Source organism: Nocardia sp. 2TAF39 (genome assembly GCF_052114905.1).
GTDB lineage: Bacteria > Actinomycetota > Actinomycetes > Mycobacteriales > Mycobacteriaceae > Nocardia.
In genome coordinates, this window is record NZ_JBFRFQ010000008.1 from 117532 (window position 1) to 142426 (window position 24895).

Consider the following 24895-nt stretch of genomic DNA (forward strand, 5'->3'; position numbering starts at 1 on the left):
GCGCGGTCGGTCGATGATGCAGATTTTTCAGAACTTGCCCATTTGATGGCTGATTCGGTGTCCCAGTCGTGCACCGAACTCGGTGATGAAGCTATCGGTGAGCGGTGGCCAGCCCCAGAAGTCGAAGGCGAGCGCGCCGAGGGCGAACCCGGACGGCCAGTGCCACTCGGTGACCGGAACGGCAACGGCACAGGTATTACAGCCGGCAGCCCCGACACCGGTCTGCTTCCACGCGTCGATACCGTCACGGAATGGCTGCCAAGCCTCGGGATCGGCCTCCCACCGTTGCGGGTAGTCGATGATCAGAGTCTTCGCCTGGCAATGCGGGCACACGGCCGAGTCCGGCTCGATCGCGCCTTGTCCGCCGAAATGATCGGCGCGCCCGACAATCACAGCTACCGGACCAGGAATCCAATCTCCCCATTCCTGGGTGATCTGCGCCCAATCCGGTCCGGGCGCATAACCGTTGTCCACGCTGAGGCTGTACATCGCCTCGCCGGACATCTCCCGCGAGAGCAGCCGTCGGGAAACCATCCAATCCAGCATCCGTGCCGCCAGCACGTCCGCCTCCGCAGCGGTCACCTCGACGTCGACGATTCGTTCGAAGTAGTCACCCACGATTGTCGAGCACCTCCTAGAGCAGTCGTGCACACTCTGCCAGCGCTGTTCGACAGCGTTATCTGGCGGTGGACCCGTACGGCGGTCAGGGCGTTTATTCGAGCGGTCGTCGAACACCTGCTCCCAGACCCCGCGCTGGGAAGGAGGCGCACCGGGAACCGCTTCGCCGTTCCGTCCAGCGGGCTCGCCGTCCTGGACAGCCACGCATTATCGAGGGGCCAACTGCCCTTGTACATCCCACTCCACCACGGACCGGGAGACCGATCCGCGCCGGAAGTGCAGACGCATCTGTACACTGACCGCCCGATATCCGCTCCATCCCAACAACTTCCGCTACCCCTGCCGCCGGTTCCACCCGGGTTGGCACGGAGGGTTCGCGGGGCCGGGATGCAGCTGAGGTATCCGTTCCGACCGGTTCCACTCGCGCAATATCCAGGGAGATCGCTATGCATTCTGGCCGGTTCGTCTCAGTCGCTGTCGCGCTGGCGGTCGTGGCCGCCATGACCGGCGCGGGCACAACCTCCGCGCAGCAGGAACCGAACTACCTATGCACCGACAATGCGTTTCGAGACGAAATGCTTGCCCTCCACAACACGTTCCGGGCCCGTCACCAGGCGCCGGGGCTCGACCTCGACCAGACACTGAACAAGGTCGCCGAGGAATGGGCACAGCACTTGGCTCGGACCCACAGCTTCGAGCATCGACCGAACTCCGAGTACGGCGAAAACTTGTACATGATGACAAGCGGTGGTTCCGGCCACGCCGGGGCTGCTGAAGCGTTCCGCTCTTGGGCGGACGAAGAGACTGTCTACGACTACGGCAATCCCGGGTTTGCCTCGAAAACCGGGCATTTCACGCAGGTCGTCTGGAAAAGTACCGAACGTCTGGGGGTGGCGCGCGCCTGTGCGCCGGATTCGTCGGAGACCTACGTGGTCGCCAACTACGACCCGCCCGGGAACAACCAGGGCCGTTTTCCCGACAACGTGCGTCCACCGGCTCGGTAGGCGCCAGATGCGCCCAGAGATCAGGCGGTGACTCATCTTCGGTCGGCTCTCGGGGAGTGCAGCTCAGGGATTATCCGGAACTTCGGGTATCACGGCAGCACGCCAGCGAGGGAGGCGGAATCCCCTCTGGAGGTGATGATCTCGTAGATCCTGCCTCTAACATGTCCGTCGTGACTGTTGTCGCCGGTCCTGTCCGCTGCCGCGCCCTGCTCGTCGCGGGCCTGGGTGCCCTGTTCCTGGCGGTCGGGTTCGCTCCTGCGTTCGCCGACTCGCCGTCCTCCGGCGCGGATGTTTCGGTCGCACAGACCCTCGGTGATCGTGAACTCACGGTCGTGCTGCGCCGGGTGACCAGCGTCCCTGGGCCGCTGCGCGTGGATGTCGTCACCCATGCCGATACCGCCGCCGGGCAGCTCAGGCTCGCGGCGACACCGACGGGGGTGACGGCTCAGCCGGCAATACCCGCACCGGGGGCATCCACTGCTGAGGCCATTGTCGAGCTCGGTGGCACCCCCGGGATGTACTCGACCACCTTGACGATGGACCGGGCCGGGCCATGGGAACTGGCCATCGGTGACGGCGCGCGGGTGGCTCGGCTTCCGTTCATCGTGTCCAAACAGGTCACCTCTCCACCGGAGCGTTTGGTTTACGGCGGGTTCCTGGTGGCAGGTGTGCTGCTGCTGGTCTCGGTGCTGATAGCACTGCGCGCCCGGCGCAGCGTGTGGGCGTTGCTTCCGGCCGGGGGGATGGTGGCGGGAATTGCCGTCTCGGTGACCGCGGCGTTGCTGTCGGCATCATTGCCGCTGCCCCCGCAGCCCGGTAACCAGCTCGACCCCACGGTGGACAACGTCACAGATCCGTACACCCTGAACCAGCCGTTGATCTCGGACTTCTCCCGTCCACCTGTCCTGATCACGGTCGAGGGTGTACCCGTAACCACCGGGCAGCCAAGCGATCTCGATCTCGCCCTGATCGACACGGCCACCGGCGCACCCGTCGACGATCTCCTCATCCACGACAGTGCCCTGATGCATCTGCTCGTGATCGGACCGACGGGCCGCTTGTCGCATCTGCACCCGATCCGGACCGGGCCGGGTCACTACCAGGTCCATTTGGCATCACCCGAGCCGGGACGCCATGCGCTGTCCGCCGAGTTGGCCCGGCGCGGCGGCGGGGTCCAAATGGTGCGCGTCGTCACCGGTTTCTCTGTCGCGCCCGATCAAGTGGCTGGCATTGCGCCGGCGCCGCCGGGCGTACCGCTGTATCTCGGTGCCGGCGCCAAATCCGCGTCAACCGTCATCGAGGCAATTCCCGTCACCATCAGGACGACGGTCCCGTTGGCCGGAGTACCCACCACCATCACCGCCGAAGTCGGTGACACCCCCGACCTGCAACCGTGGCTCGGCATGGTCGGGCATATGATCACGGCAGGTCCGCTGCCGGACAGCAGCGACGCGGATATCGCTGTGGCCGTGCAGAACTCGCCCATCTGGGGGCACGCCCACTCGATGGGTTCCACATCGACGCACGGCATGTCCGACATGCCGGGGATGAGCATGCCGGAGATGCATGGCATGACCGACGCCGTAGCGGGCCGAGGAGTCATGCTCATGCCGCCGGTCAACGGCGACAGTGCCCCCGACGAGACCGTGGCCGCGTACGGACCCGATGTTCCTTTCACCTACACCTTCCCCATCGCGGGCCGGTACCGGCTCTGGATCCAAGTCGAACGGCATTACACCGTGCTCACCGTTCCCGTCGTTCTCGACGTCGCGGCGGCACCGGGGGCGCATCGATGAGCGCGTCGACCTCCGCTGGACGGGCCACCGATCGCGGCTCGCGTCTCCTTCGTGTTCTCGTCGCAGGGAGCGTAGTGATCGCCGTCATCTTCTGGGTGGTATGGCCGAGCCCACCCGGCCCGCTCGTGTTGAACACCGGTACGTCCCACCACCTCGTCACCGTCACCATCGACAGCCTTCGGATCGGCAACACCGACATCGACATCGACATCACCGACCGCGCCGGTACCTCGATAGGCCATGCGGCAGTGCAGATTCAGGCGAACCAGCCGATCATGGGCTACGCCGGACAGCCCGTCGCGGCGGTCCCCGCCGGGCGGCATCGCTTCCACGCCGTAGCGCTGCCTTTGATGATGACCGGACCGTGGGAGCTTCGACTGTCGATCGAAGCGCACGACGGCGTCGACCAACTCACGCTACCGCTCTGGGTCGGTGGCTGAGACCAGGCCCGCCCGTACGCATCAGCAAGAACCGTCGGAGCACGACCAGAGGAAGGACCGCCCCTGATGAGCACTCCAGCACCGTCCGACGCGACCGAAGACCGCGCCGGGCCGGCCACCGAAGGCGAAGCGGTATCCGCGTCCGACAACGGCACAGCGGCACGCTTCGGCGCCTGGGTCGTGTTACTCGGCACCGCAGTCACTTTGGTGGGCCTCAGTTGGGATATCCAGTGGCACAACGAAGTCGGTCCCGACACCTTCTTCACCTTGCCGCACCTGTTCCTGTATTCCGGCAGCGCCATATCGGGGTTCGCCAGCCTCGCCATGGTTCTCATCACCACCTCCGCCCAACGTGCCGGGCGGCCCGTGCCCCGGATGGGCGGCACACCCATCCGAGTGTTCGGCGGTACCCTCACCGCCCCGCTCGGCTACATGATCGCTGGAGCGGGCGCCGCATTGTTCCTGCTCTACGGCCTGCTCGATCTGGAATGGCATTCGATCTACGGCTTCGACGCGGTGCTGAACACCCCGTCGCACGTGGCACTGTTCCTGTCGATCATGCTCACTATGATCGGCAGCATCATCGTCTTCGCAGCCCACCGCGATCATCTCTGGGGCCGGATCGGCATTGTCCTCGCGATCCCGATCCTGATCACCTTCGCGCCGATTCCCACCAACGCATTGAACAACCTGCACCTGCCCGCCGACCCGACCATCCTCGGGATCGTCCTGTTCGGGCCGATGCTGCTCATCCTCGGCGGGGCGTTGCTGGCCCGCTCCGGCGCCATCATCGCCATCGCGGCGGCGCTCGGCGCCATGCAGGCCATCCTGTGGTGGTTTTCGCCGTGGGCCGCGGAAACCTACGCCTCGGCAATCGGGCTCCCGCTGCGTGACGGTCTCACGTCACGCCCACCGGAACTGCCCGCCATCATGCCGATGTTCCTGATCGTCGCGGCCGTCGCCGTCGAGGGTTTGTTCTGGCTGGTCCGCGTCCGCGGTTTCGACGCCAGGAAGATCGTGTTGGTGGCGGGTGTAGTGACCGGCGTCATCGTCGGCGTGACGTTCCCGTTGCAAATGAACCTCACTCATGCGATGCCGCACATCGCATTAGGCGACGTCGTGACAATCACGATTCTCGGGGTGCCGTTGGGGCTGCTCGCCGGGTTCCTCGGTAGCCGATTCGCCACCATGCTGCCCACGTTCGCACCCGCGACGAAGGCGGTCCGATGACGGTGCTGCGCAGGCTCGCCTTCACTGTGCTGGCGATGGTCACACTCTCCCTGGTGGCGATCGCCCCCGCATCCGCATACGCGCCGGTCGACATCGTCCACACCGAGCGTGTCCAGGCCGGTCCCTATGGCATCACCGTCGGGTTCTCCACGTGGCCCATCCGCGCGATGAAGTCGCTGGACTTCACCTTCATGCCCGACGCAGGCATCGCCGAGAAGTCCGGGACGCTACGGTTGACCGGACCGGGGATCAAACCCGGCAGACGCGTCAGGCCGCTGGTGCGCCATCCCCGCAAGCGCGACTCCTGGGGCCTGGATGTCAAGGCCCTCGACGACCCGGGCGTCTACACCTTCACCTTCGCGATCGACGGCCCGCTCGGACACGGGGAGGGGACCCTGGGCAATGTAGAGGTACTCGACCAGCCCGGACCGCCGCTGCCGCTGAGTTGGACGATCGGCACCCTGCCGCTGCTCGGCCTTGTCGTATTCCTTGCCGTGGCGTGGCGTCGGACCCGGCCCGGTCGACAGCCACTGATTCTCTGAACGCGGCACGGCGATCTTGCCGTCGCACGCCTGAAGTCGTGCTGGCAGGTCTTCCGAGGGCGAGCGCCTGCCGTACTCCGGGCCCGGGTGTCGTGGAGGCGGAAGATCATGCAGCCCAGGAAGCGCTGAGGCTCTACCTGGCGATGGTCGATCGTCCGCGGTGCGTGCCGGGCTTCGCAACGACTTGCCTGTCCGACGGTTCGCCGCCCCAGCCGCCGGATCGCCTGGTCGCCGGCGTTGCCGGTGCGGAGTGAGCCCATTGCCACAGTGGGTGTGATGTAGCGCACATCGCGATGATGGTGCATCGGGTGAACCGGTGGTCGCGGCAGTTCGTAGTACGGGTGACGAGATGCACTGTGCGCCTCATCGAACAGCGACGGAAGGTCCGAAACATGAGTTCAGCCAAACGATTCCAGCGTGCCGCAGTGCCGGTCGCGGCGACCGCGGTGGTTCTCGCGGGCCTGCTGAGCGCCTGTGGTGGCGACAAAGGGGGCCAGCCCGAGCCGGCTGCCGCGTCGGCGTCGCAGGTGGCGTCGACCACCGCCACCGCTGCGCTGGCACCCGTCGCCAAGCAGGCCCCCGCAGTGGCGAAGACGCAGGGCTGGCTGAAGATCTACGGCGGAGCAGCCCCGGCCGGGACCGCGAATGCGGTGCAGCTCGAGGTGACCAGCAACCCGAGTGTCGGACAGTATGTGTCGGACGGGCCGGGCCGGTCGCTGTACCGGTTCGACAAGGACACCGCGAAGCCGTCGGTATCCAACTGTGCCGGGCAGTGCGCCGTGACTTGGCCGCCGCTGACCGTGGCCCGTGACCAGTCGGTGTACGCGTCGGGTGTCGACCCTCAGCTCGTCGGGTTCATCGAACGTGCCGACGGTACCTGCCAAATCACCATCGGGGGTTGGCCGGTGTACTACTTCTCGAAGGACCAGAAGCCGGGGGATCTGCTCGGCCAGGGTGTCGGCGGGACATGGTTCGCGGTGGCTCCGAATGGCGGCAAGGCTCTCACGAAGTGATCCGAATGCCGCTGGAGCAGCGATAGGCTGTTCGGTCGGTGGGCGATGTGTTCGGCGATGACCTCGTCGCCGCCAAGATCGACCGGCTGGTCCGCTACGCCGAAGTCATTTCCCTCTGAGGCGACGGCTTCCATCTCGAGGCCCGCGAATCTCGGCCGAGCCCGGCGGCCGAGACCAACGACTGACCGAACGCGCGATCCACGGCATCCGAGTGCGTTGCCCCGAGATACGGATCACCGGGCAGATACCTTGTCGGACAAGTCATCAGCGGCAGTTCGTGCCATCAGTCGAGTAATGCCTCTCGCAGCAGTTCGTTGCATCGAGCTCCGATATCAACACGAAGTCGACAGTTGCCGCAGCCCGCCGGTGTCGACCGGCGGGGACGCAGTTCGAACTCCGCTAGACCGCGACGTTTTGCGTCTGGGTCTCCGTGGGCGGCCTTACGGCACCGGTGAGGCGGGGGTCGCCCATACGATAGTTGTTGCGCCTTACCGCGTCGCTGGAGTTGCCTTCGATGGTAGTGATCGAATTGCCGTTGACGGATTCCACGATTCCGATGTGGTCCGGTGTCCCATCGCGCTCCCAGTCGAAGATGATCATGTCGCCGGGTTGAGCTTCCGACACGTTTGTCCGCCTCAATCCCATCTTATAGGCGTCGTTCCAGATGGCGGCCACACCGTCCGGGTAGGTCCAGTGGACCTTGTAACCGGCCTTCTCCCACACCCAGGTGGCGAAGGAGGCGCACCAGGGGCCGTTGATGTTGTAGTCCGCCGTCCCGACGAGGTTGCCTTTCTCGTCGTAGTACCCGGCAACGTTGTTGCGGCCACTTTCATGAACATTAAGACCCAGCTCGCGCCGAGCGTTGTTGAGGATATCGTCGACAGTGCCGTTCCCGGTCGGGTCATAGCTGGCATTGCTCGCGGTCCACGGTGTCGACAGGGTCGACGGCGCAAAAGAACCGTTAGCGCGCGGTGCGCTCGAGAAGGACGGGCGCGAGTCATGGATGCCGGCCGCCTGATTCTGGATCTGGTCGGACGCACCTTCGACCGCGTCGTGCACGTCATCGACGGCTTGCAGTACGTAGCGCAGCGCACGTATTTCTTCCGCGGCCGTGAGCGGCAGATACGCTCCTTCCTCGTCCTTGCGCTGGTTGATATCACGGAGATCGTTGTCGAGTTTGCCGACCCTTTCCTTGATCGACATGTACGTCTCGTTCGAGAGACTGAAAGTCTTGAAGGATGAGTCCTTGACTTTGTGACTCTGCCGATCCATTTCTTCTTTTTTCGCATCGACTTCGGACTGGCGGGAGCTGTAGCTCTCGGCCATCACAGACTTACCCGGTGGTTCGTCGAGTCCGTCATCGCTGAGCAGGTTCCGCTTGTCCATCCAACCCACCAGATCCGGTTGCTCGCTACCTTCGCCGGAGGCGAACAGCAGGATCGACGCCTCCATGGCCTCTTGCGCTGCGCGGATCACGGACGTCAGGCCGCCACTGGCGATCTTGGGAATGTACAGGTCTTCGACGAACCCGATCAGCTCATCGCGGGTAGTGGCCATTCGTGCCCCTTCCTGCGACCGCCCTGGGATCGCGTGCCAGCGGGCTTACGCGCACCATCCGTAACCTCACTCGGTCAGGACCGCCGAATGCTGAGGCGGCACGTTTCCTCTCTACCGCCGTAGTATCGGGCATTCCCGACATTGGTAACTCGTGTCGCACCCTGTCGCCCTCGGTCGAGCACCGCGCCGCTCGCTGCGGCACCGGGCGGCAGCGCCGACCAGCTGCCGAAATTTTCGTCGTGCCTGCGCATTTCACGCGAAGCCAGCGAGTCCGTCGGCTGCGGAAACGGCAGCGGGGATGGCTGAGTTGGATCGAGTCGAGTTCACCGCGCTGCGGTATGTCGCACCGGCGACACCGACCATCAAAGCCATGTCGAACAGGACGAGACCGCCCACCACTGGCGCGACCAGCACACCGAACCAAAACCGACTTCGCCGCCAACTTCAAGCGCCGGCTGCCCGATTACCTGCCGGACGCCGCCGGACGGGCCACTATCCACTCACCTGAACTCGGGCAGGGCGAACGACGCGGAAGCGTTCGGCAACGACGAGGGTGTTCCGATCGATCGGCTCAGCGGTACCCGAGGCGGAGTGCCAGTATGCGATATGGTCGGCGCGCCATTGTTCGATGTCGGTGTGGCCCAATCCTTCTGCGGCGGCATGCGCGAGATCGACGTCTCCAAGTGCGATTACGGTGGCGTCGGTGATCTCGACGATGGCGACGGCGCGTTCAGTGGAATCCGAGACCACAAGCCGATCCCCGGCGACCGGATATTCGAGGTTCCCCGACTCGCTATCACGCAGCAGATGAGTACGTGCGGTCTTTGCGCCGTCGAGAACAGCGGCTGCGAGGCGATCTCGCATCGGTCCGGGAGGGCCGAGGAACAACGTGGGCAAATCGATAGTGCCGCCCGCAAGTTCGAAGTCGGTTTCGTCGTTCATCTGAACACCGTACCGGCCTGATCAACGACCCACATCGGCCACGACGAGGCATCAAGGTCGACAAGGAATACAGCACCACCTATCCGGGCAATGCACTGGCTCGACTTTCGACCTCGGGGTGCGCGCTTCGGCACACCCTGGAGGGACGTTGGGCATCAAGGTGATTCAGCGATGTACCGGCTGATCCGGAAGCCAGGGGTCTGGTGGAATGGGCGAACGGATATCTGGATCGAAACCGGGCTGTGAGCTTCAGGGAGTGGTGTCGAGATCGACGTCGAGCTCATCGGTTTCGGTCCAGAACCGATCATCCGCATCCTGGAGTCGGGCGGCGGCATGCTTCATGTGGCGGCGCGCGGCGGCGCGTGCCGCCCCGGTGTCGCCGGCCTCGATGGCGGCCAGGATGGCGTGATGCTCCTGCCGGACGGCAGCGATGAAATCGGCCCGGCGCGCCTCGTTCGCGCGTGTCACGCGGATACCGCCGTGCATCAGATCGCCCAAGTACCGCACCGTCGAGGCCATCACCGCGTTCCCGGTCGACTCGGCGATAGCGCGGTGGAATGCGAGATCCTCGTCCACGCCGTCACCGCCCGCCGTGACCGCCTCGTCGATGGCGTCCAGCGCCTGACGGATCCGGGCAACGGTACCCGGCGTGGCTCGGGTGGCCGCGAGACCGGCGGCCTCGGCCTCCAGCGCGCGGCGAACCTCGACGATCTGCAAAACCTTCGACTTTGTGTCGGCGGCCTCCGCCGCCAAGTCGAGTGGGCGGGTTCGCCGCGATGTGACGAACACGCCGAGACCCTGGCGCGGTTCGACGAGCCCCGCGTTACGCAGCCGAGACACAGCCTCGCGCACTACTGTGCGACTGACCCCCAACTGCTTGACCAGCTCCACCTCGGTCGGTAGCCGGTCGCCCTCGGAGAGCTGCCCCGAAACGATCTCCTCCGAGAGGATCGCGGCAACCCGATCCGCGAGCCGGACCGGGCCGCGCACCTTGGAAAGCATGGTTGTCAGTCTATCGGCGCACCGTCGGCCGCTGCCGCAAGGGAATACGTGATCGCGTCGGCATTGTCGGCGAGGTAGTCCCGTACCACCGACTCGAAGTCCGGGTCGGCTTCCAGCCCTAGCGCAGCGGCGCGCGTGTTGTCGAAGACCGCGGGCCATGAACCCACGAGTGTCTGCACATCAGGATCAGGCGATACCGTCACCAGGTCGGCGACGGTATCGCCGGCCACTCTCCGCAGCGTAGCCAGCATGTCGGCGACCGAGACCGTGAGCGCCGGAAGGTTGACCGGCCCTGCGCTGTCGAGCCGGCCGGGCCCGGTGCCGCGTTCGACTTCCGCGACGCGCAGGATTCCCTCGACCGTCCGACGCGGCGAGGCCAAGGCCACTCGCAGACCCGGATCGACGGGGCAGATCGTTGGGAGGCCGGCGAGCGGCTCCCGGACGATGCCGGACAGAAAGCCGGAGGCTGCCGCATTAGGCGTGCCCGGCCGCACCGACACGGTCATCAGCCGGGCGACGCGTCCGTCGATGAAGCCGCGGCGGGTGTAGTCCGCGATCAGCAGCTCGCAGACAAACTTCTGCGTTCCGTAGCTCGACCGCGGCGCGGGCAAGGTCGCTTCACTGACTGTCGGCGGTAGCGGCGCCACCGGGTCGGACCCGTAGACGGCGACACTGCTGGAGAACACGATCCTCGGCGTCGGCCCTCCGGTATCCGACTGTGCCCGGGCGGCCTCGAGCAGCGCGCGCGTCGTATCCAGGTTGGCGCTCATGCCGAGGTCGAAATCGGCCTCGCACTCGGCCGAGACGGCAGAGGCCAGGTGGATCACCGCATCCACCGGCTCGGCGAACAGTTCAGCGAGGCCATCGATCAGATCGCCCCGGACGGTGTCGACGAGGGGATCGGTCGCCACCGACGAGTCGGGCGGTACGAAACGGTCGGCGAGCACCAGGTGTTCGATCGGGGCGCCGCGGAATGTCCGCCTGTCGAGTAGCGCGGCGGCGACTTGTCGGCCCAGGAACCCGAAGCCGCCCGTGATGACGATCCTCATGCGTGTGCTCCTCGGTATGCGTCCAGCCAGCCGAGCCCCGCGCTCGTTTCGGCCAGGGGGTGGTACTCGCAGCCGATCCACCCGTCGAAGCCCAGGTCGTCGATGACGCGGAATAGGTGGTGGATGTCGAGCTCACCGCGGTCCGGCTCGTGGCGCTCGGGTACGCCCGCGACTTGCAGATGACCGACCCCGCCGGTCGGAATGTCTCGACGTAGGGTCGCGGTGAGGTCCCCCTCGACGATCTGGCAGTGGTAGAGGTCGAGCTGCACCTTCAGATTCGCCGCTCCCACGTCCCGCAACAGGGCGTGGGCCTCGGCCTGTGTGGTCAGGAAATAGCCCGGCATGTCGCGGCGGTTGATCGGTTCGATCAGGATGTCGACTCCCGCGGAGGCTGCCCGCTCCGCCGCCCAGGTGAGGTTGGCCAGGTAGGTGTCACGGTGCCCGGCCAGCTGCGCGGGAGTGGCGTTCGGCCGGACCAGCCCGGCCATCACGTGCACCCGCGGGCAGTCCAGTGCCGCCGCATACTCCAGCGCCCGGCCGATCCCGGAGCGCACTTGCCCCTCGCGCCCGGGTAGTGCCGCGATCCCGCGGTCCCCGGCTTGCCATGCCCCGGGAGGCGCGTTGAAGAGCACCTGTCGCAGTCCGTGGTCCTCGAGTCGGCGGCGCAACTCGGTGGCAGCGTATTCGTAGGGAAAGAGGTACTCGACGGCCTCGAAGCCGTCCGCGGCCGCCGCGGCGAAGCGGTCGAGAAAGTCGTGTTCGGTGTACATCGTGGACAGGTTCGCGGCGAACCTCGGCATGGTGGCTCCTGTGCTCGGATACTGACCGTCCGGTCAGCGGTTGACGGCCTGCTTCTTGGTGGTGAGCACCGCACCGGCGCCGATGACCAGGGCGAACGCCAGGACGTACATCGGGATCGACGTCGAGCCGGTGGCGTCTTTGAGTGCGCCGATCATGTAGGGGCTGACGAAGCCGGCCAGGTTGCCCACCGAATTGATCGCGGCGATGCCGGCCGCGGCCGCCGCGCCGCCCAGGAATCCGGTGGGCAGCGACCAGAACAGCGGCGCGCAGGTGAGCACCCCGGCGGCTGCGACGGCCAGCGCCACGAGGGACAGCGTGGTCGAACCGGTCCAGCTTGCCGCGAGCGTGAAACCGACGGCCCCCATGAGGGATGGGATGACCAGATGCCAGCGGCGCTCGCGGCGCTTGTCGGCCGAACGGCCGAACAGGTTCATCGCGACGAGTGCGGCCAGGAACGGTACGGCGCTGAGCACCCCGACCGCGAGGCCACCCTTGACCCCGGTGGACTTGACGAAGGTGGGCATCCAGAAAGTCAGGGCGTACTGGCCCATCACGAAGCAGAAGTAGATGATGCTCATCAGCCATACCTTGGGTTCGCGGAATGCGTCCCACACCCGGCCGTGCACTGTCTGGTGTGCGGCATCGGCGGCGACGGCCCGCTCGACGATCGACTTCTCCTCGTCGGTGAGCCACTTCGCACTCCGCACACTGTTGTCGAGGTAGAGCAGCGTGATCACGCCGACGAGCACCGCGGGCAGCGCCTCGAGCAGGAACATCCACTGCCAGCCCTGCCAGCCGTGCACACCCTGGAACCGATCCATGATCCAGCCGGAGAGCGGGTTGCCGAAGATGCCGGCCACCGGGATGGCGGACATGAACATCGCGATCACCCTGGCCCGGCGGTGGGACGGGAACCAGTAGGTGCAGTAAAGGATCACCCCCGGATAGAACCCCGCCTCTGCGGCGCCGAGGAGGAACCTGAGCACGTAGAACATCGTCTCGTCGGTGACGAACACGAACAGCGCCGAGACCAGGCCCCAGCTGATCATGATCCGGGCTATCCAGACGCGTGCGCCGATGCGTTGCAGCAGCAGATTCGAGGGGACCTCGAAGAGGAAGTACCCGATGAAGAACAGGCCGGCACCGAGACCGAACGCCGCCTCACTGAACCCGAGGTCGTCGGACATCTGCAGTTTCGCGAAGCCGACATTGACTCGGTCCAGGTAGGACACGACATAGCAGAGGATGAGGAACGGAACGATGCGGCGCACGACCTTGCGGAAGACGGCGTCCTCGCGGGCGAGGTCGGGCGTCTCGGTCGTCGTGATGGGCAGGGACATGATGGAACTTTCTCGGCGTTGAGGAGGGTACCGGGCGTGCCCGGCGAGGTGATTTCAGGACTGCGTCGGCGCCGGTCACCAGGCGGCGTCGAAGGTGGACCTCAGCTCGTCGAGGGCTGAGGCGTGCAGCGGCTCAGGGCGGCGGCCGGTCAGCAGCCACAGGCGTGCGGTCTCCTCGAGTTCTTCGAGGACGGCGAGGGTGGTGGCCGCGTCGGGGCCCCAAACGACAGGGCCGAGCCGGTCCAGCAGGACGGCTCTGATCGGCGTGCCGCGTGCCGCACGATCGGCGATCCGAGCGGTCACCAGGTCGGCCACACGCGGGTCGCCGGGCCGGTGGTAGGGGATGAGCGGGACGTGTCCGACTTTCATCACGTAGTAGGGCGTGAGGGGCGGGAGGACGTCGTCGGGGTTCCAGACGCCAGAGAGGGTGAGCGCGACCAGGTGTGTGGAATGGGTGTGGACGACGAAGCGGGCTGCGGGGTCGGCGGCGTAGATGCGCTGATGCAGGGCCAGCGTCTTGCTGGCGCGGTCCCCGGCGATCTGCTCGCCATCCGCGTCGTTCAGCGCGAGCCGGTCGGATTGTAGGAAGCCGAGCGCGGCGTCGGTGGGGGTGATCAGGTAGTCGTCGCCCACTCTGGCGCTGATGTTGCCAGCGCTGGCGTGGACGTAGCCGCGGGCGAACAGGCTTGTGCCCATCCGGACGATGTCCGCGCGCGCATCGTCCACCGCGGTGCCGAGCAGCTGTGTCATGCGCCAGCCTCCCGGTCCAGCAAGGCGAATGCAGCAGTGAAGAACTCTGGGCTGCCGAAATTTCCGGATTTGAGCGTGATGTGGAGGGTTTCTCCATCGGGAAGGGTTGCCGCGCACCACGGCACGCCGGGGTCGATCTGCGGTCCGATCCGGAGCCCGGTGATGCCGAGGGCCTGCACCACCGCTCCCGAGGTTTCGCCACCGGCGACGACGAGCTGGCGAACGCCCCGCCCGACGAGCCCCTGCGCGACGCGGGAAAGGGTGCGCTCCACGAGTTCACCGGCCTCGGCGGCGCCGAGGCGGCCCTGGACGTCGCGGACCACCTGCGGTGACTCGGTGGAGTAGACCAGGACAGGCCCGTCCGTCAGGTGATCCTCGGCGAAGGCCAATGCCTGGCCGACGACGTCCGTGCCCGCCGCGACGCGCAACGGGTCCACGCTGAACGCGGGGCGCCCGCTGCGCAGGTGCTCGTAGACCTGGCGGTTCGTCGCCGTGGAGACCGAACCGGAGACGATGGCCCGGTGGCCGTCGGGGGGTGGCAGCTGCGTGGCGGCCCGGGACGGTGTGAACCCCCAGTTCGCGGGCAGGCCGATCGCCAGACCCGAGCCGGCGGTCACCAGCGGCATTCCCCGCACCGCCGCGGCCAAGTGCACAAGGTCGTCGTTGGAGAGGGCGTCGATGACCGCTACTGTTACGCCTTCCCGGCGCAGGGCGTCGATGCGCGACCGGATCGCCTTCGCGCCGTCCGCGACGACCGTGTAGTCGATGAGGCCGACCGCTCGGGTCGTCTGCGCGCCGAGGACCGAGACCAGATTCGAGTCGGTCATCGGTGTGAGCGGGTGCTGACGCATACTGCTCTCGCTGAGCAGCACATCGCCGACGAACAGGTGGCCTTTGAAGACCGTTCGCCCATTGTCGGGGAATGCCGGGGTAGCGATGGTGAAGTCGGCGCCCACCGCCTCCATCAGGGCCTCGGTCACCGGACCGATGTTTCCTTCCGGCGTCGAGTCGAAAGTGGAGCAGTACTTGAAGTAGATCTGGTCGGCACCCGCGGACCGCAACCAGGCGAGCGCCCGGAGCGAGGCGGCGACGGCGTCGGCGGCGGGGATCGTGCGCGATTTGAGCGCGATGACCACGGCGTCGGCGTCGATCTCTTGCTCCGTATCGGCGGGTGGCACCCCGATCAGCTGGACCACACGCATGCCCGCGCGCACCAGGTTGTTGGCCAGGTCCGTGGCGCCGGTGTGGTCGTCGGCGATGCAGCCGAGTCGTATTCCCATGTCAGACCTCGGCCGGCTCGGGAAGCTCGATGCCCGGGAAGATCTTGATGACCGCGCTGTCGTCCTCGGCTCCCAGACCGGAGGCCGATGCCTGGCGGAACATCGCGTGCGCCGTTTCGGCGAGCGGGAGCGGGAATTGTTGCGGCCGTGCGGACTCGAGCACGATGCCCAGGTCTTTGACGAAGATGTCGACCGCGGACAGCGGAGTGAAGTCGCCGGCCAGCACATGCGCCATGCGATTCTCGAACATCCACGAGTTGCCGGCGCTGTGCGTGATGACCTCGTAGAGCGCCTCGGCCGGTACGCCTGCCTGAATGCCGAGCGCCATCGCCTCGGCCGCGGCGGCGATGTGCACGCCCGCCAGCAGCTGGTTCACGATCTTGACCTGTGAGCCGAGTCCGGCATGGTCACCAAGGCGGTAGACCCTGCTGCTCATGGCCTCGAGTACCGGGTCGGCGACCGCGTATGCCGCGGCGGAGCCCGACGTCATCATGGTGAGCTCGCCGGCCGCGGCGCGCACGGCACCACCAGAGATGGGTGCGTCCAGGTAGAGCACACCCTTTTCGGCCAGGCGCCCTTCGAGTTCGGCGGACCAGTCGGGGGCGACGGTGGAGCACATCACGAAGACAGCGCCTGGGCCGAGCTTGTCTGCCACCCCATCGGCGAACAGGACCGATTCGACCTGAGCCGCGTTGACTACCACACCGACGAGGACATCGACCCTGGCCGCCAGCTCCACGGTGGAAGCGAATGCTGTCCCGCCGTCCTGGGCGAAGGCCTCGGCCACTTCCGATCGCAGGTCGTGGACGCCGACGTCGTACCCGGCGTTCCGCAGGCTGCGGGCCATGCCGAGCCCCATGGCTCCGAGTCCGATCACGCCCACGCGCGGCCGCGCCGGCCTGTCCTCTGCTGGTCTGTGCTGGCCGTCCATCGCCCATCCTCTGTGTGTGCGGTGCAATGCCACGCCAGGCGCGGCCTCCTAATGTGATCAGGTCATATGATGACCTGATTTGTGACCACAGTCACTGTGGTGCTTGTCACATTCATCGCGGGACCGGTTTCCTGAGCCGTGTCGCGTCACTCGGAATCCGATCGCAAGCGCCTACGTGTGCGGTTGGGCTCTACTGCGAGGGGGGCCGCTGGATTCGCGTCCGGCTCAACGCCTGGCAGTCAATACACTTTCGACTCCCGCGAGGAAGTCCTGGGATATCTCCCCATGGGTTCGGTACCGTCTTCGGCGGACCCGCGCCGAACGGAGGTAGCGGCGCGTATTCAGCCATCAGCCGACGGATGCGGCATAGCGCTGATCACGTCGGCGCCGGTGACGCGGTTCCGGTCTACGGCCACATGCGAATCACCACGATGCTGAGCGGCTCGTTTGCCGTGCTTGGTAGCGCGCTTGAAAAGCCAGGTGGAGAGGCCGGTGACGGCGAGGGCCAATGGGGTGAGGCCGAAGAGGAACCAGATCAGGCGCCACCAGCTGTTGACGAGCCAGCCGAAATGGGCAGGTTGGAAGACCTGGTCGTAGAAGCTGTTGGCGAAGGGGCGCGCCTGGCTGGAGTCGACGGTCTTTGTGTCCGTCGGGTCGTTGGCGTTGATGTAGACGAAGACGTCGCCGCTGTAAAATGCTCGGTTTTCGAAGGGGGAGTAGGCGTCGGCGGCGGCGATGGCGGCGCGGTAGTAGTTGGTGGTTTCGGCGGGCAGCATGAGGTAGGCAAGTCTGCCGGGGACTTGTTGCAGGGCAATGCCGGAGGCTTCGGTGATGGAAACCTTCGGGCTCTCGGGGGGCGTTTGCCTGGGGATGAAGCTGTCTTGGGGCAACGTGGTGACGGCTTCGCCGCCGGTCATGGCCAGCCAGGCTCGCTCCACCGCGGGAAATTCGAACGCGGCACCGGTGATTCCCCACATGAGCAGGAAAGGAACGCTGACGATACCGATGACGTTGTGCAGGTCGCGGTCGCGGGCGAAGCGGCCCTTGTGGGTTCGGACCCGGAAGCCGTGGCGCCAGCGCTTCAAGGACGGCCACCATATGATGGCGCCCGATACTGCGAGCAGCACCAGAAGCAGGCCCAAAGTGCTGAGAATCAGCGCCGCCCAGGTGAAGTCGAGAATCGGTGCGCGTCCGTTGACGGCAGGCACGGTACCCGCGTAGCGGAAGCAGCCGAAGGCGCAGTTGTGCAGGTTTTGCAATAAACCGAGTGCACCGCCGGTGATGCTGGCGTGTTCGTTGATTCGTCCGGTACCAGGGTCCACCGAGTAGGCCGCGGTGCGGTCGCGGTTGCCGACGGCGATCACGCCGCCGTCCGAACCGACCCAGCCGACCTCGAAGTCGGGGTCGGCGGTTCGTACCATGTCCACTGCCTGCGCGGTGGTCACGACCGGCGGGGTGTCGGTGTGGTGGTAGAACGACGGGTGGCTCGCACGGAAGAGTTCCGCGTGATACAGCAGGACCGCTCCGGAGGTCGACTGGATCACCAACAGGAGCCCGAGAATCAGCGACGACCAGCGGTGGGACACGATCAGCGCCCGGCGCACCGGCTTTCGTTTGCGGAAGCGAGTCACGGACCTGCTGCCGCGATCTGCGGCCTCGTCTGTCGATCGACGGCTGGATGTGGTGTCGTCGACACCACCCGCCCGCTCCCTGACCCCAGTCATAGAGGCAAGGCTAACCTAATTGCCGGTGCCTGTGCTCCGTCGCCATGCCATTTGCGGGCTTCATCGGATCCAGATCGCCGTGAAAGGCATAGGGCCCTGGGGATTTGCCTGCGCCGGGCCTTCCGGTCACTACACCCAGGGCACCCCCGCCCGCAGTAATACATTCGCATAAGGCTGGGCCTCTCCGGTGCGTACTACAAAGCGACAGTGCCCGATGTGCCGCTTGAAGTCGTCGTGGTCGATGAGTTCGGCCCGCAGGCGATCCGTGAGCAGCGCTGCCGCCTCCGGGTTCTGGTCGGCGACGTCACGGCTACCCCAGGCGGCCTCGACGGTGACCTCGCGCAGGATCAGGTCGAGCACCGGCTCGAATCGAGGGAATCCGTAACTGATTCCCAGATCGATGACCGGCACGCCGACCGGCACCGGAAGCCCGGAGTCGCTGACGGCGAACAGGTCGGTGTGGCGCAGGGCGGTGAGCGCCGAAAGTAGTTCGGCGTGAATGAGTCCGCTGGTCCGCAAGTTCGGTTCCTTTTCGAAGAGAGGGGTTCAGTCGAGCCGCTGGGCCGGGGGAAGGGCCGCGAGCGCGGTGACTATCTGATCTCGGGTGGGGTAGGAGGCGTGGGTCCCGGGTGACTGCACCGCGACGGCCGCGGCCGCGGTGGCGAAGGCCACACAGGTGCCCAGGTCCGATCCGTCGGCGAGTGCTGTAGCCAGCGCGCCGACGAACGCGTCGCCGGCTCCGGTGGAATCCACTGCATTCACCTGTGGTGTGGGTTGATACGTCCCGACAACGGTCGCCGATTCCTCGATGCGGCGGGCCCAGACCGAACCAGCGGCACCCAGCGTGGCAACCACGGACGGTATCCCGCGCAGGCATAGGGCGCGGGCCTGATCGAATGCCTCCTCGGGTGTCTCGGCCGTCGCACCGTTGAACGTCGACAGCTCGGATTCGTTGACGATCAGCGGGTCACAGCGTCGCAGTAGTTCGTCCGCCAGCGGCGCGGCCGGGGCGGCGTTGAGCACGAACCGGCGCGCGCGGCGCGCCGCCCAAGCCACCACCGGCACCGGCACTTCCAGTTGGGCGACAACGACATCCGCCGATCCGAGCAGCTCGGCCTCGGCCAGAGTGCCGAGCTCGGTCTCCAACTCCCAGTGGAAGTTGGCGCCAGGATCGACGACGATCTGGTTCTCGCCGTCGGCGACGGTGATGTAGGCCCTCCCGGTCCGCGCGCCGGGGACCTCCCGTAGCGCAGTGAGTCCGATGCCGTATTCGCGCAACGATTTCCGCAGCTCCGGGTCCGCATCCTGGCCGATCCTGGCCACGAATTCGACCCGGCCGCCGGCGCGCGCCGCCGCAACGGCCTGATTGGATCCCTTGCCGCCCAGGTTGGTTCGCGACCGGAGCGACAGCACCGTTTCTCCTGGTCCGGGCAGCCGCTCCACCTCGCACACCACGTCCTGGTTGACCGATCCCAGGACGACGACCTTCACGAGGCTCCCTCGGCCGCGGCGACCTCGAGGTTGCCGGGCGCTGCACCGGTGATCAGCGCGACCAGCCGGTCGCCGTCGACCTCGTCGATCCGGTGCGCCGCAACGGATCTGCCGCGGCGCAGCACCACCACGTTGTCGCAGATGCGCATCACCTGCGCCAGGTCGTGGCTGATGATCAGCACCGTGACACCGCGGTCCCGCAGGCCACGCACCAGCTTCTCCACCGCGGCGGTCTCGCGCACGCCCAGTGCCGCGGTCGGCTCGTCCATGATCACCATCGATTTGCCCCAGGCCACAGCCCTGGCGATGGCGATGCTCTGGCGCTGGCCGCCGCTCATCCGGCGCACGGTGGTGCGGACCGAGGGCACATCGACATCGAGATCGCGCAGGATCTCGCCGCTGCGGGCGATCATCCCCTTGCGGTTGACGATACCGAGCGGATACACCAGTTCCCGGTTGAGAAACAGGTTCTGCCATACGGCCAGATCATCGATGAGCGCGAGGTCCTGGTAGACGGTCTCGATGCCCATTTTGCGCGCGTCCTCGGGGGAGCGCAGCCGCACCGATTCGCCCCGGAACAGAATCTGTCCGGAATCCGGCGGCTGCACCCCGGTGAGGCAGCGCACCAGTGTGGACTTGCCTGCGCCGTTGTCGCCGACTAGTGCCGTCACCTCTCCTTCCGGAATCGTCATCGTGACTCCGGCCAGCGCGCGGACCGAGTCGAACGACTTGGTGAGGTCGCGGGCCTCGAGCAATGGAATCGACATGACGTCGGCCTACTTTCGGAATCGGGAGATCCCGGCGGCCAGCAGCAGCACGGCGCCGACGGCGACCGGCTGGTAGTACTGCGAGATGCCGAGAATGGTGAACCCGTTGATCAGCGAGGTGAAAAGCACCGCACCGCACACAGTGCCGAGCACCGACGCCTTGCCGCCGCTGAGCGACGAGCCGCCCAGCACGACCGCCGCAATCGAGCTCAACAGGTAAGTGGTCTGCACGGACGGATCGGCGCCGCCGTTGCGGGCGACAAGCATGACGCCTGCGACGCCGCACAGCAGCCCGGCCATCGCGTAGGCGAACAGCCGGATGCGGTCCACCGAGATACCGGTGTCGCGCGCGGCTTCCAGCCGCCCGCCGGTGGCGAGCAGATGGGTGCCGATCCGGGTACGGAAGATGATGCCGGCCACGACGAGCGCCGCCACCAGCGCCAGCAGCCAGAACCAGCGCACCGGGCCGATCCCGTCCAGCGCGAGCCGTTGGAGGAAGCGGGAATTCACCGCCACCGTGTTCCCGTGCGTCAGCAGCAGGGTGCAGCCGCTGAGTACGCTCAGCATGCCGAGCGTGACCACGAAATCGGTCATGTGCAGCCGCCCGACCAGCAGGCCATTGACCACTCCGACCGCAAGGCCGCCGAGAATCGACACAACTATGCCGACCGTCACCGAATGCCCGTGGCTGGTCGTGTAGCCGAGCAGGGCGGCTGACCAGGGCAGGTTGGCGCCGACCGACAGATCGATGCCGCCGACGGTGATCGCGAACTGCTGGCCCAGCGCCAGCACGGTCAGGATCGTCGAGGCGACCAGCAGATCGCCGATATTGTCGAGAGTCAGGAAGTTCGGGGTCGCGATGAAGAACGCCACCCACAGCACGACCAAGGCGAGCGGAGCCGCGAATTCGGCGACCTTGGCAAGGATACCCGTGCGCCCCTCACGCGCACGGGGATCCGCCGATGCGATGTTTGCAGCGGCCGTCACTTGTTCAGCAGTCCTTCCAGCGGGCTGTCGAACGCGACGATCGGGCGCGGGAACGCGGAGATCTGCTGATCGACGTTTTCCTTGCCGATGAACGCGATCGGCGAGACCACTCGCTCGGGCAGCTTCTTGCCCTGATGCTGGGCCAGGCAACCCTGGATCGCGAGTTGGCCTTCGGCATAGGGGTATTGGGTCACCGTGCCGTAGAGAGTGCCTGCCTTGACCGCGTCGAGAGCCGCCTGAATGCCGTCGACGGAGATCACCTTGATCTGGTCGGTCTTGCCGGCGTTCTTGATCGCCTGCGCGGCGCCGAGGCCCATGGTGTCGTTGGCGGCGAAGATGCCGGTGACATCGGGGTGCGCCTTTAGGATTGCCTCGGTGACCTGCAGTCCTTTGTCCTGTTCATAGTCGGCGGGCGCCTTCTGTACGACGTCCAGCTTGCCTGCGACGGTGTCGCTGAAGCCCTGGTCGCGGTTGATTCCGTTCTGCTCGCCGGCAATACCCTGCAGAATGGCCACCTTGCCGGCGCCGCCGAGCGCTTCCAGCATCTTCTGGCCCGCGATCCGGCCGGCGTCGAGATTGTCCGAACCGATGAAGCCGGCGTAGGATACCCCCGCTTGCTCGGAGGCCTTCGGGTCGATCTGGGTGTCGAGGTTGAGGATCGGGATGTTCTTGCGGGCCACCGCCGTGAGTGGGGTGATCACGTTGGTGCTGTTGACCGGGACCACTCCGAAGCAGTCGTAGCCCTGCGCAGCCATGGTGGAGATCTGGGCGTTCTCGCCATCGGCGTCCGTCTCGGACTGACCGGCCTGCACGGTCACCTTGACCCCGCGCTTCGCCCCCTCCGCGAGCGCGCCCTCCCGCAGCGCAGCCCAGTAGGGGTTGGTGAAGTTGCGGGTGACGATTGCGATCTTGAAATCCCCCGAGCTCCCGTCATCGCCACCGCGACCGCAGGCAGCCGCGGCGAGCGCGCCGACGAGGACAAGCGGCGCCATTGCACGCCTGAATCGAGCATTCATGGTGTGTTCGACCTATCCGTATCCGATCATCAACTCGTGTTGATCAACTCGAGTTGATGAGTAGTCTGTGACCCGAGTAACCAACTGTCAAGAGGCGGGTGCGAAATGCTCGCCCGGGCGGTCGAACAAGGAGAGATCTCGATGGCAGTCACACGAGCCGACGTGGCCCGCTTGGCGGGCACGTCCCCTGCCCTGGTGAGCTACGTGCTCAACGGCGGACCGCGGCAGGTCGCGCCCGCGACCCGGGCCCGGATCGAGGCTGCCATCGCCGAACTCGGTTACCGCCCCAATATGTCCGCGCGCAACCTGCGCATGAACCGCGGTCACGCGCTCGGCATGGTGATCCCCGACGGGGCCAACCCGTTCTTCGCCGAACTGTCTGCGGTCATCGAGGCGGCCGCGTTCGCCAAGGGGTATCCGCTGTTCGTCGGCAATGCCGCCGGGGACGAGGCGCGCGAACGCGCCTACGTGCGCACGTTCATCGACCGGCGCGTCGAAGGAATGCTGGCCATCTCCTCCTCGTGGGGGACCGGCATCGCCGACGCGTGCGAGGAGGCCGGCATGGTGCTGGTCGCCTTGGACCGCATCATCGATCCAGCGCGCTGCGCCCACGTGATGTGCGATTCCGTGACCGGCGCGCAAGAGGCCGTCGCGCATCTCATCTGGCACGGCCACCGCGACATCGCCTGCCTGAGCGGTCCGCATGTCTCCACCGCCGAGGACCGCGTGCGGGGTTACCGGAACGCGCTGGCGGCCGCCGGATTGCCCGAAGGTTCCATCGTGCGAACCGATTTCGGCGGTGCTGCCGGGTATCGGGGCCTGACCGAACTCATGGCCGGCCCAGGCAAACCGACCGCGGTGTTCGTCACCAGCGACCTGCAGGCTATGGGCATGCTCCGTGCGGCGTACGACGCCGGGCTGCGGGTGCCCGACGATCTTGCGGTGATCGGGTTCGACGGCATCGAGTACTCCCGCTACACCCGGCCGGGACTGACCACGATGGCGCAGCCCGCGCGGCGCATCGCCGAGATGGCGGTCGACCTGCTGTTGGAACAGATCGAGAACCGCTCGCCCAGGCCCGGTGTGGTGAATCTCGCTGCGGAACTGATGACCCGCGGCTCATGCGGCTGTCCCGACGAGTTCTGAAAGCCCTTGGTTCGCAGGCAATTCGGCCTGGCCGGTGGCTCGTAGAACGCGGCATGTCCGCAGCGGTCGGCCGAGTCGAACGCCACGTTGTGGACGAGTCGACCTGCGGCAGATCACGAACGTGGGGTAGATCCAGGAACCGATTCGCCGTGCGTGTTCAACGGAGAAGAGGGAGGGAATGTGACCGGCAGTGCCGTCAACGCCCGGTGGAAGGGGCCAGGCCGCCAGGTCGGTGCGCCGTCCGGTAGATCCAGCCGCATCTCGGGCAACGCATCGAGAAGCTGATCGATGGCGTCCTGAGCGACCAGGTAGGACAGGGATTGCGCGGGGCAGGCGTGTGGGCCGAGGCCCCATGCCAGATGCGAGCGATTGCCCGTCTGCTCCTCCGTCCGGATCGCGGGGTCGTTGTTGCAGGCGGCCATGCTGATGACGACCGGCTGATGTGCGGGCAACCAGACGCCGTCGACGAGGATCGGCTGACGAGGGTAGGTGATCAGAAGGTTCGCGAGGGGTGGGTCGTTGAACAAGACCTCGTCCAGGGCGTCGCGGGTGGACAGGTTTCCACCGAGGACACTTCCGCCGAACCGATCGTCGGTGAGGATCAGCAGCAGCGTGTTGACGATCAAGTTCAGCTGGAACTCGATCCCCGTGCCGTAGACCTGTGACACATGGTGGGAGACTTCCACGTCGTCCAGCTCGGAAGGATGCTGCAACAGCACCGAGGTGATATCGCTTCGGGGTTCGGACCGTTTGAGCGTCACGAGGTTCATCAGGGCCTCGCCGAGCATCTGGTTGCCTTTTTCGGCATCGACACCTTCGAGCAACGCCGCAGTACCGGCGGCGACCTGCTGCCCTATCTCCGGCGGGCAGCCGAGCAGAGCATTGACGACTTCGAACACCAGTGGAAACACATACTGGCGGATCAGATCCACGCTGCCGTCCTGGCAGAAGGAGTTGATCAGTGGGATAGCGATCTCCTCCACGGTGTCGTGGAGTGCATACAGATCTACCTCATCGATGCTTGCGGTAATAGCCTGCCGGTATCGTACGAAGTCCGCCCCGGTACTTCTGCTGGCCATGGGCCGCCACTCCAGCAGGGGGAGGATGGGGCAATCCGCGGGGACGTTCTTCTGCCAGGTGCGCGGATCGGCAGGGAAGTGCTCGGGATCGTTGAGGATCCGCACCGCGGTGCTGTAGCCGATCACCAATGTGGCCGGCACGCCCGGTGCGAGCTCCACCGGTGCCAAAGAGCCGTACATTGTTCGCATTTGCCGGTAGGTGTGGTGCGGATCGGCGGCGAATTCCGGCGAATGCAGCGGCACCCGTGGGTCGTCGGAATCGATCGGTGAGCCGTGGAAGACCGGGCAGGATTGGGCCTGCATTCGGGACAGCGGCGTACTCAAGGATGGAACTCCATACTGTTCGTGGGCACTGTACGTGGTGGAGCACGGCTTCCGTGCCGAGTCACT

At 66.3% G+C, this 24895-nt stretch carries 24 protein-coding genes; 7 read left to right on the forward strand and 17 right to left on the reverse strand.

The features are described 5' to 3' along the window. Positions 1-27 precede the first annotated feature (27 nt). Positions 28-618, reverse strand: a complete 591-nt coding sequence (locus AB4Z47_RS07420; RefSeq protein ID WP_441948962.1) for a hypothetical protein — start codon at positions 616-618, stop codon at positions 28-30. Positions 619-1064: 446 nt separating this feature from the next. Here AB4Z47_RS07420 and AB4Z47_RS07425 point away from each other — a divergent pair, with 446 nt between their 5' ends. From AB4Z47_RS07425 to AB4Z47_RS07450, 6 genes are all read left to right on the forward strand, one after another. After that, positions 1065-1622 carry a CAP family protein gene (locus AB4Z47_RS07425; protein WP_441948964.1) on the forward strand — a complete coding sequence of 186 codons (558 nt, stop codon included), beginning with the start codon at positions 1065-1067 and terminating at the stop codon, positions 1620-1622. 170 nt (positions 1623-1792) lie between these two features. Beyond that, positions 1793-3418, forward strand: coding sequence for a hypothetical protein (locus AB4Z47_RS07430; RefSeq protein ID WP_441948965.1), 1626 nt, complete (start codon positions 1793-1795; stop codon positions 3416-3418). A gap of 74 nt (positions 3419-3492) precedes the next feature. Further along, entirely contained in the window at positions 3493-3858 is a 366-nt protein-coding gene (locus tag AB4Z47_RS07435; RefSeq protein WP_441948967.1) for a hypothetical protein, read from the forward strand. 66 nt (positions 3859-3924) lie between these two features. Then, a complete protein-coding gene (locus AB4Z47_RS07440; protein WP_441948969.1) occupies positions 3925-5088 on the forward strand; it encodes a hypothetical protein in 1164 nt (387 codons plus the stop codon). Further along, positions 5085-5630, forward strand: coding sequence for a hypothetical protein (locus tag AB4Z47_RS07445; RefSeq protein WP_441948970.1), 546 nt, complete (start codon positions 5085-5087; stop codon positions 5628-5630). Before AB4Z47_RS07440 ends, AB4Z47_RS07445 begins: the two co-directional genes overlap by 4 nt. A 392-nt stretch (positions 5631-6022) precedes the next feature. Beyond that, a complete protein-coding gene (locus tag AB4Z47_RS07450; RefSeq protein ID WP_441948972.1) occupies positions 6023-6643 on the forward strand; it encodes a hypothetical protein in 621 nt (206 codons plus the stop codon). 399 nt (positions 6644-7042) lie between these two features. Here AB4Z47_RS07450 and AB4Z47_RS07455 read toward each other — a convergent pair whose 3' ends face one another. From AB4Z47_RS07455 to AB4Z47_RS07525, 15 genes are all read right to left on the reverse strand, one after another. Further along, positions 7043-8200 (reverse strand): CHAP domain-containing protein, encoded by a 1158-nt coding sequence (locus AB4Z47_RS07455; protein WP_441948974.1) that lies wholly within the window; start codon positions 8198-8200, stop codon positions 7043-7045. 492 nt (positions 8201-8692) lie between these two features. Then, on the reverse strand, positions 8693-9142 hold the full coding sequence (locus AB4Z47_RS07460) for an ASCH domain-containing protein (protein WP_441948976.1): 450 nt from the start codon (positions 9140-9142) through the stop codon (positions 8693-8695). Between the two features lie 249 nt (positions 9143-9391). After that, entirely contained in the window at positions 9392-10144 is a 753-nt protein-coding gene (locus AB4Z47_RS07465; protein WP_441948978.1) for a FadR/GntR family transcriptional regulator, read from the reverse strand. Positions 10145-10149: 5 nt separating this feature from the next. Beyond that, a complete protein-coding gene (gene denD / locus AB4Z47_RS07470; protein ID WP_441948980.1) occupies positions 10150-11193 on the reverse strand; it encodes a D-erythronate dehydrogenase in 1044 nt (347 codons plus the stop codon). Next, entirely contained in the window at positions 11190-11993 is an 804-nt protein-coding gene (gene otnI / locus AB4Z47_RS07475; RefSeq protein ID WP_441948982.1) for a 2-oxo-tetronate isomerase, read from the reverse strand. Before otnI ends, denD begins: the two co-directional genes overlap by 4 nt. A gap of 33 nt (positions 11994-12026) precedes the next feature. Next, on the reverse strand, positions 12027-13334 hold the full coding sequence (locus AB4Z47_RS07480; RefSeq protein ID WP_441948983.1) for an MFS transporter: 1308 nt from the start codon (positions 13332-13334) through the stop codon (positions 12027-12029). Between the two features lie 75 nt (positions 13335-13409). Continuing rightward, positions 13410-14084, reverse strand: a complete 675-nt coding sequence (locus AB4Z47_RS07485; protein ID WP_441948985.1) for a class II aldolase/adducin family protein — start codon at positions 14082-14084, stop codon at positions 13410-13412. Then, positions 14081-15364 (reverse strand): 3-oxo-tetronate kinase, encoded by a 1284-nt coding sequence (gene otnK, locus AB4Z47_RS07490; protein WP_441948987.1) that lies wholly within the window; start codon positions 15362-15364, stop codon positions 14081-14083. The genes AB4Z47_RS07485 and otnK overlap by 4 nt, the downstream gene beginning before the upstream one ends. 1 nt (position 15365) lies before the next feature. Further along, positions 15366-16295 carry an L-threonate dehydrogenase gene (ltnD, locus tag AB4Z47_RS07495; protein WP_441948989.1) on the reverse strand — a complete coding sequence of 310 codons (930 nt, stop codon included), beginning with the start codon at positions 16293-16295 and terminating at the stop codon, positions 15366-15368. 341 nt (positions 16296-16636) lie between these two features. After that, positions 16637-18019 carry a PepSY-associated TM helix domain-containing protein gene (locus tag AB4Z47_RS07500; protein ID WP_441948990.1) on the reverse strand — a complete coding sequence of 461 codons (1383 nt, stop codon included), beginning with the start codon at positions 18017-18019 and terminating at the stop codon, positions 16637-16639. 129 nt (positions 18020-18148) lie between these two features. Further along, a complete protein-coding gene (rbsD, locus tag AB4Z47_RS07505) occupies positions 18149-18538 on the reverse strand; it encodes a D-ribose pyranase (protein ID WP_441948992.1) in 390 nt (129 codons plus the stop codon). Positions 18539-18565: 27 nt separating this feature from the next. Next, positions 18566-19510: a ribokinase gene (locus AB4Z47_RS07510; RefSeq protein ID WP_441948993.1), complete on the reverse strand. Its 945-nt coding sequence runs from the start codon at positions 19508-19510 to the stop codon at positions 18566-18568. After that, complete coding sequence (locus tag AB4Z47_RS07515) at positions 19507-20277, reverse strand: ATP-binding cassette domain-containing protein (protein WP_441948995.1); 771 nt, start codon at positions 20275-20277, stop codon at positions 19507-19509. The genes AB4Z47_RS07510 and AB4Z47_RS07515 overlap by 4 nt, the downstream gene beginning before the upstream one ends. A gap of 9 nt (positions 20278-20286) precedes the next feature. Next, on the reverse strand, positions 20287-21264 hold the full coding sequence (locus AB4Z47_RS07520; RefSeq protein WP_441948997.1) for an ABC transporter permease: 978 nt from the start codon (positions 21262-21264) through the stop codon (positions 20287-20289). After that, a complete protein-coding gene (locus AB4Z47_RS07525) occupies positions 21261-22256 on the reverse strand; it encodes a sugar ABC transporter substrate-binding protein (protein WP_441948999.1) in 996 nt (331 codons plus the stop codon). Before AB4Z47_RS07525 ends, AB4Z47_RS07520 begins: the two co-directional genes overlap by 4 nt. Positions 22257-22421: 165 nt before the next feature. On the opposite strand from AB4Z47_RS07525, the gene AB4Z47_RS07530 reads away from it, so the two are divergent. After that, positions 22422-23426, forward strand: a complete 1005-nt coding sequence (locus tag AB4Z47_RS07530; protein WP_441949000.1) for a LacI family DNA-binding transcriptional regulator — start codon at positions 22422-22424, stop codon at positions 23424-23426. A gap of 113 nt (positions 23427-23539) precedes the next feature. On the opposite strand, the gene AB4Z47_RS07535 is transcribed toward AB4Z47_RS07530, so the two are convergent. Next, positions 23540-24808, reverse strand: a complete 1269-nt coding sequence (locus tag AB4Z47_RS07535) for a cytochrome P450 (RefSeq protein WP_441949021.1) — start codon at positions 24806-24808, stop codon at positions 23540-23542. Positions 24809-24895 lie beyond the last annotated feature (87 nt).